Source organism: Kitasatospora griseola, from assembly GCF_014648555.1.
Taxonomy (GTDB): Bacteria; Actinomycetota; Actinomycetes; order Streptomycetales; family Streptomycetaceae; genus Kitasatospora; species Kitasatospora griseola.
The window spans coordinates 27,477-34,310 of the sequence record NZ_BMRI01000036.1; the positions used below are offsets into that span (position 1 = coordinate 27,477).

Annotated in this window: 7 protein-coding genes; 4 read left to right on the plus strand and 3 right to left on the minus strand. The window is 72.1% G+C overall.

What is annotated here, in order from left to right; genetic code table 11:
- Nucleotides 1-97: 97 nt before the first annotated feature.
- The 3 genes from IEZ12_RS30900 to IEZ12_RS39400 form a co-directional block, all read right to left on the minus strand.
- Nucleotides 98-928, minus strand: coding sequence for a thioesterase family protein (locus IEZ12_RS30900; protein ID WP_189276748.1), 831 nt, complete (start codon nt 926-928; stop codon nt 98-100).
- 88 nt (nt 929-1,016) lie between these two features.
- On the minus strand, nt 1,017-2,000 hold the full coding sequence (locus IEZ12_RS30905; protein ID WP_189276750.1) for a GlxA family transcriptional regulator: 984 nt from the start codon (nt 1,998-2,000) through the stop codon (nt 1,017-1,019).
- 193 nt (nt 2,001-2,193) lie between these two features.
- Entirely contained in the window at nt 2,194-2,577 is a 384-nt protein-coding gene (locus tag IEZ12_RS39400; RefSeq protein WP_229848362.1) for a hypothetical protein, read from the minus strand.
- Here IEZ12_RS39400 and IEZ12_RS30910 point away from each other — a divergent pair.
- From IEZ12_RS30910 to IEZ12_RS39405, 4 genes are all read left to right on the plus strand, one after another.
- The gene (locus tag IEZ12_RS30910; protein WP_229848354.1) at nt 2,465-3,601 is read left to right on the plus strand and encodes an MFS transporter; all 1,137 of its coding nucleotides are present in this window, start codon (nt 2,465-2,467) and stop codon (nt 3,599-3,601) included. The genes IEZ12_RS39400 and IEZ12_RS30910 overlap by 113 nt on opposite strands.
- A gap of 134 nt (nt 3,602-3,735) precedes the next feature.
- Nucleotides 3,736-5,586: an asparagine synthase (glutamine-hydrolyzing) gene (asnB, locus tag IEZ12_RS30915; protein WP_189276754.1), complete on the plus strand. Its 1,851-nt coding sequence runs from the start codon at nt 3,736-3,738 to the stop codon at nt 5,584-5,586.
- Nucleotides 5,587-5,740: 154 nt separating this feature from the next.
- Nucleotides 5,741-5,980 carry a hypothetical protein gene (locus IEZ12_RS30920; protein WP_189276756.1) on the plus strand — a complete coding sequence of 80 codons (240 nt, stop codon included), beginning with the start codon at nt 5,741-5,743 and terminating at the stop codon, nt 5,978-5,980.
- Nucleotides 5,967-6,834 (plus strand): amidase (locus IEZ12_RS39405; protein ID WP_229848356.1); only part of this gene is annotated, 868 nt, incomplete at its 3' end. The genes IEZ12_RS30920 and IEZ12_RS39405, both read left to right, overlap by 14 nt.

Sequence of the window (6,834 nt, forward strand, 5' to 3'; positions counted from 1 at the left end):
GCAGGTCCCGGTCGCCGCGCGGCCGGCTCGCCGCGCACCCGCCGCCGGCCCTCCCGCGCCTCCACGGACCGGAAGGGCCGGCGACGAGCTCCCGCAGTCAGCGTTCATCGACCAGCAGCGTCTGCAGCACCCGGCCGCAGTCCCCCACGGCATCGGCCAGCCGCCCCTGGGCCAGACCCGAGCCGTCGGGGCTCGCCTCCGTGGTGGAGCGCAGGCAGAGCCACTCCCCGACGGGATCGCGGTGCAGGAGCAGCGTCACGTCGGTGTTGATGACGAATCGCCCGCGGTGGTCGAGCTCGAAGGCGACGGCCCAGTTGCTGTCCGCCAGCGTCAGCGCGCGGGTCAGCGGCGTGTCCTCGTGACCCGCGAGCAGCGGGACGCGTTGACGCGCCCAGACGGTGCCGGGCCCCATCGTGTCGAAGCCCTTTCCCGGTTCGAACCGCCACTCCATGGCCGCGATGTAGCCGTCCAGGTGGGCGTCGGCCATGGTGTGCGCGGGCTGCGCGTCGGGCAGCGGCGGGGGCTTCGGCCCGGGGGACAGGGACGGGGTGTCCGGCGGGCTCGCGGCCAGCCGCCAGGCCCGGGCCAGCATCACCGTCTGCCCGCCGGAGCTGATCTCCCCCTCGACCAGTTCCGCGCGCCGGCCGGAACGCACGGTCCGTACCTCGACCCGGAGTTCGGCGACCGGGACCGGACGCGGCAGTTCCACCGTGACCCGGGCGATCCGCAGGCCCTCCCGCGGCTCGTGCCGCTCCAGCGCCCGCCCGAGCAGGGCCGACGGGGGGCCGCCGTGCTGGAACTTCGCGCTCCACGGCCCCGCGGTGGCCGGACTGCTGGCGAACCTGCCGGGCCCCAGCTCGCGGTAGAAGGCCTCGGGCAGGTGCGGTGGTACGGACCGCGCCTGCTCGGACGCGTCCTCGGTGTTCATGAACGGGTTCTCCCTTCGGGGCTGCGGAAATCGATCAGGGGCGTCGGCGTCCGGGAGCGCCGCGGGGCCGCCCTCCCGGAGGCCGGCGCTACGCCACCGGCACCGGACTCCAGTCGCCCCGGCCCCGGCCGCGGAACCAGCGCCGGTAGGAGTCCGGCGGCACCCCGACCGTGCGGCTGAAGTGCCGGCGCAGGGTGGCCGCCGTGCCCATGCCGGTCTGCGTGGCGACCTGCTCGATGCTGAGGTGGGTGGTCTCCAGCAGCCGCTGGGCGAGTTGGACGCGCTGGGTGAGGAGCCACTGGAGGGGGGCCATGCCGGTGCCGGCCCGGAACCGGCGGACCAGGGTGCGGCGGCTGACGTTCGCCTGCTGCGCCATGTCCTCGACGGTCACCTGCTGGTCCAGTCGCCCGGCGGCCCAGGACAGCACCTCGGTGAGCACCCGGTCCTCGGCGCCGGGCTCGGACGGGGAGGAGGGCGGCGCCTGCTCGTCGGTGGTCTGGTGGGGCATGACCAGCCGGTGCGCCAGGGCCTTGGCGACGGCGGCCCCGTGGTCCAGCCGCACCAGGTGCAGGAACAGGTCGATGGTGGCCGCTCCGCCGGCGGAGCTGAGGATGTCGCCCTCGTCGACGTAGAGGGCGTCCGTGTCGACCCGCACGCGGGGGTACCGGGCCGCCAGCAGGTCGGCATGGGCCCAGTGGGTGGCGACCCGCCGCCCGTCCAGCAGGCCGGCCGCCGCCAGCACGAAGGCGCCCGTGCCGGCGGAGACGATGCGCGCACCGGCCTCGTGCGCGTCGCGGATCGCGTTCACCAGAGCAGTGGGCGGCGCCTGCGTGACGTCCGGCCAGCCCGGGACGATGACGGTGTGGGCCTTGGCCAGTTCGTCGAGACTGCACAGCCGATCAATACGGCATGCGTCACAACTCTGTACAGGGTCCACGACGTACGCGGCGAAGTCGTACCACGGGTCGACCAGACCGGCGCCGGCGCGATTGACACCGAACATCTCACGCGCGGCCGCAAGGTCGAGGCCTGAGATTCCTGCGGCGAAAACGAGGGCTATCGGGATCGGCATGGCTCATACCGTCACCGTCGAACCGGTCCGGGTCAATGCGGATTTGCCAAAGTATCCGTGAATTGCCGCGACGCGGCGCGGACCCCGGAGAAGAGTTCGACGCCCTGCGGATTCAGCGTAGCACCGGCGCCGGGCCGGGAACGCCAGTTCCTGGTCGGCAACCTGCCCAAGTAGCAGCCGACTTGACGTCCCTTCAGATGCGACCGCGGCCCCGGAAAGGCCGCTTCGACCTGCGGCGACAGCGCTCCGGGACGGCGGAGTCCGGCCGGCGGCCGTCCCCCGTAACGGTGATGTCGTAAAGCCGCCAGCCCGCATCCCGGGGAACCTGCTGGACTTGCCGGGCACCGAAAGGCACTTCAAGGACGGAATTCATGGCCTCAACAACTACCGCCACTTCGCACCCCGGCGGAACCGGCCTCCCGGCCCGATCACCAGTGATCGAATGGCTGGCCGTATTGTCAGTAATGCTGGGGATCTTCTCGATCGTCACCACCGAGATCCTGCCGATCGGCCTGCTCACTTCGATCGGATCCAGTTTCACCATCTCGGACGGGATGGCAGGACTGATGATGACCATGCCCGGATTCCTTGCAGCGATCTCGGCGCCGCTGGTCACGATGGCGACCGCGCGCATCGACCGCCGGAAGATGCTGTGCGCGTTCATGCTGCTGCTGGCCCTGGCGAACGGCCTGGCCGCCGTGGCGCCGGACTACTGGCTGGTCCTGGTGTCGCGGGTCATGGTGGGCATCACCATCGGAGGGTTCTGGTCGATCGGGGCCGGACTCGCCGACCGGCTGGTGCCGGCGGAGAAGGTCGGCCGGGCCGTCTCGGTGATCTTCTCGGCCGTCCCGCTGGGGTCCGTGCTCGGCGTCCCGGTCGGCACGTTCATCGGCGACGTGGCGGGCTGGCGGACGGCGTTCGTCGTCATGGGCGTCCTGACGGTCGGCGTGCTCGTCATGCTGCTGCTCGTCATGCCGCCGCTGCCGCCGATCGAGACCACCCGGATGAGCGTGCTGGGCGGCATGTTCCGCAGCGTGAACACCCGCTTCGCCCTGCTGCTGACCTTCCTCATCGTGCTGGCCCACTTCGGGACCTACACCTACGTGACCCCGTTCCTCGAACAGGTCACGCATGCGGGCCCCAAGCTGATCACCGTTTTCCTGCTGATCTACGGAGTCGCCGGAATCGTCGGCAACTTCGTGGGCAGCTCCCTGGTCGCCCGGCGTCCCCGGGTCGGGTTCGGCGCGGCGGCCGCCCTGCTCGCCGGGGCCACTCTGCTGCTGCCGGTGCTGGGCGGCTCGAACGTCGGGGCGGTGGCGCTGCTGATCGTCTGGGGCGTCGCCTACGGAGCGGTCCCCGTGTCGTCCCAGACCTGGTTCGCCAAGGCGGCGCCCAACGCGCCCGAGGCGGCCTCGGTGCTGTTCACCGCCTCCTTCCAGGCGACGATCTCGATCGGCGCGCTGGTCGGGGGGAGCATCGTGGACCGCACGTCCCCGTCCACGGTCATGACCCTCGGCGGCATCACGGCCGCCCTGATGGTCCTGGTCACCTTGATCCACTTCGCCCGCGGTCTCAGCTGGCCGAGCGCCACGCGCTCCTGAGCGGCTCGTAGACCTGGTTCCTACCGTCACCCCCGGGTCGCCCGGAATCCCGTCCCGCACGGGATTCCGGCGCCCCGCCGCGGCCCGTGCGCCGCGCCCCCGGTGCCACACCTTACGGAGAGGACAACACACACATGTGCGGAATTGTCGGCTGGGTGGACTTCGAGCGTGATCTGACACTCGAGCGCTCCACGATCGACGCCATGACCGAGACCATGGCCTGCCGCGGTCCGGACGCCGGGGGAACCTGGCTCGACCGGCACGCGGCCATCGGTCACCGCAGGCTGTCCGTCATCGACCTAGAGGGCGGCCGGCAGCCGATGGTCGCGGAGGAGGACGGCCGCCCGCTGGCCGTCCTGACCTTCAGCGGCGAGATATACAACTACCGGGAGCTGCGCGCCGAGCTGGTCTCCCGGGGCCACCGCTTCCGTACCGAGAGCGACACCGAGGTCGTCCTGCAGGCCTACCTCGCGTGGGGCCAGGGCATGGTCGACCGGCTCAACGGCATGTTCGCGTTCGCCGTCTGGGACGTCCGCCGCGAGGAACTGCTCCTGGTCCGCGACCGGATGGGCGTCAAGCCGCTCTACTACTTCCCCACCCGCCACGGCGTCCTCTTCGGCTCGGAGCCCAAGGCGATCCTGGCGAACCGGGAGGTTCCCCGGCGGGTGAACGCCGACGGCCTGCGGGAACTGCTGGACATGGTCAAGACCCCGGAGCACGCCATCTTCACCGGCATGTCGGAGGTCCGCCCCGGGCACATCGTCCGGGTGAGCCGCCAGGGTCTGAGCAAGCACCGGTACTGGGCGCTCCAGGCCAAGGAGCACACCGACCCGCTGGACACGACGATCGGCACCGTGCGGGAACTGCTGGAGGACATCGTCTCCCGGCAGCTCATATCGGACGTCCCGCTGTGCAGCCTCCTCTCCGGCGGCCTGGACTCCTCGGCGGTGACCGCGCTCGCCGCCAAGGCCCTCAAGGCCGAGGGCGCCGGCCCCGTGCGGTCCTTCTCCGTCGACTTCGTCGGCGCCGCCGAGAACTTCGTGCCGGACCCCCTGCGCAGCACCCCCGACGCGCCGTTCGTCCGCGACCTCGCCGAACTCGTCAAGGCGGACCACAAGGAGATCCTGCTCGACAGCGACGACCTGAGCGACCCGGCGATCCGCGCCGCCGTCCTGGCCGCCACCGACCTGCCGCCCGTCTGGTACGGGGACCTGTGGCCCTCCCTGTACCTGCTCTTCCGCGCCGTGCGCGAACGGTCCACCGTCGCCCTGTCCGGCGAATCGGCGGACGAACTCTTCGGCGGCTACAGCTGGTTCCACGACCCGGAGGTGCTCACCGCCGAGACCTTCCCCTGGCTCACCACCACGCCCGGCCCCTTCTACGACGGCACCCCGCTGTTCGACCGGAGCCTCCTGGGGCGGCTCGACATCCCCGGGCGCCGGCGCCAGAGCTACCACGAGGCGATAGCCGAAGTCCCGGTGCTCGCCGGGGAGACCGGTCTTGAGAAGAGGATGCGGGAGCTCGGCTACCTCAACCTCACCCGCTTCGTGAACACCCTCCTGGACCGCAAGGACCGGATGAGCATGGCCGTGGGCCTGGAGGTCCGCGTCCCGTTCTGCGACCACCGGCTCGTCGAGTACGTCTTCAACACCCCCTGGGCCATGAAGAAGTTCGACGGCCGGGAGAAGAGCCTGCTGCGCGCGGCCACCCGCGACGTGCTGCCCCAGTCCATCGTGGAGCGCGTCAAGGCCCCATACCCGAGCACCCAGGACTCCGGTTACGAGAAGAAGCTCCGCGACCGGCTGGCGGAGGTCATCGCCGACGGCAAGGCGCCCATCCTGCCGCTCCTGGACCTGGACCGGGTCACGGACCGCCTGAACCGTCCCGTCAGCTCCGAGAGCACCCAGATCACCCGCATCGACCTGGAGGTGCCGCTCTCGATCAACGCGTGGCTGGAGAAGTACGACGTCACCGTGGACCTGTGACCCGGCTCGGCCACCCCGCTCCCCTCGTACGGCCCCCGCGCACCGCACGCCCCGCGTGCCGGCCGTGACCGGCACGCGGGCCTGAGACCGCCCGGCGACCCTGTCGATCTCCCCGGTCAGCAGGGCCGTCGGGCTTTCCCGAGAGGAAGCGTCAGTGTCCTTGCCCACCGTCCCGCCCGAGCCGGCCGCCCCATGGACCCCGCACGCGCCGCACTCGGACCCGCCGCCGGTGGCCGACCGGCTCCTCGCGGCCGTCGCGCTGAGCAGCCGGCTCCACGGCCAGATCGGCACCCTGTGCGAGCTCGACCTCACCGGCGTCGCCCCGGCACCGGTCTTCCACGCCGTCGACGACCCGGCGGCCGCGCCCGGAGGACCCGACGATGCAGCCCTATGAGCTCACCCTCGCCGCCGCCGCCGAGGCCGTCGCGGCGAAGGACCTCTCGCCCGTCGAGCTGACCGAATCGGTGCTGGGACGCCTCGACGAGACCGAGGGCGGCCTCCACGCGTACGCCACCGTCACCGCCGAGGCCGCCAGGGCGGCGGCGGCGCGAGCGGAGCGGGACGTGCTGGCAGGCCGGCACCGCGGCCCCCTCCACGGAATTCCCTTCGCGCTCAAGGACAACATCGACACCGCCGGGGTGCCGACCGAGGCCGGCTCCCGGGTCTGGGCCGGCCGCCTGCCCGCGGCGGACAGCACGGTGGCCGCCCGACTGGCGACCGCGGGCGCCGTGCTGATCGGCAAGACGCACACCCACGAGTTCGCCTACGGCCTGATCACGCCCCGGACGACCAACGCCCGGCACCCCGGCCGCATCGCCGGCGGCTCCAGCGGCGGTTCGGCGGTGGCCGTGGCGGCCGGCTCGGCCGTCTTCGCGCTGGGGACCGACACCGCCGGCTCCATCAGGGTTCCCGCGGCCCTCAACGGCGTCGTGGGACTCAAGCCCACCTACGGCCTGGTCTCCCGGCACGGCGTCGCGCCGCTGTCATGGTCCCTGGACCACGTCGGCCCGATCACCCGGAGCACCCTCGACGCCGCACTCGTCCTCGACGCACTCGCCGGCCGGGATCCGCACGATCCGGCGAGCATCGCCCCGCCCCGCACCCATGGTGCGTACGGCAGCTCGACGGACCTGCGGGGCCTGCGCATCGGCATCCCCCGGAACCACTTCTTCGACCGGGTGACACCGGACGTGGAGGAAGCGGTCCGGGCCTCCGTCGACGTCCTCACCGGCCTCGGCGCGACGGCGG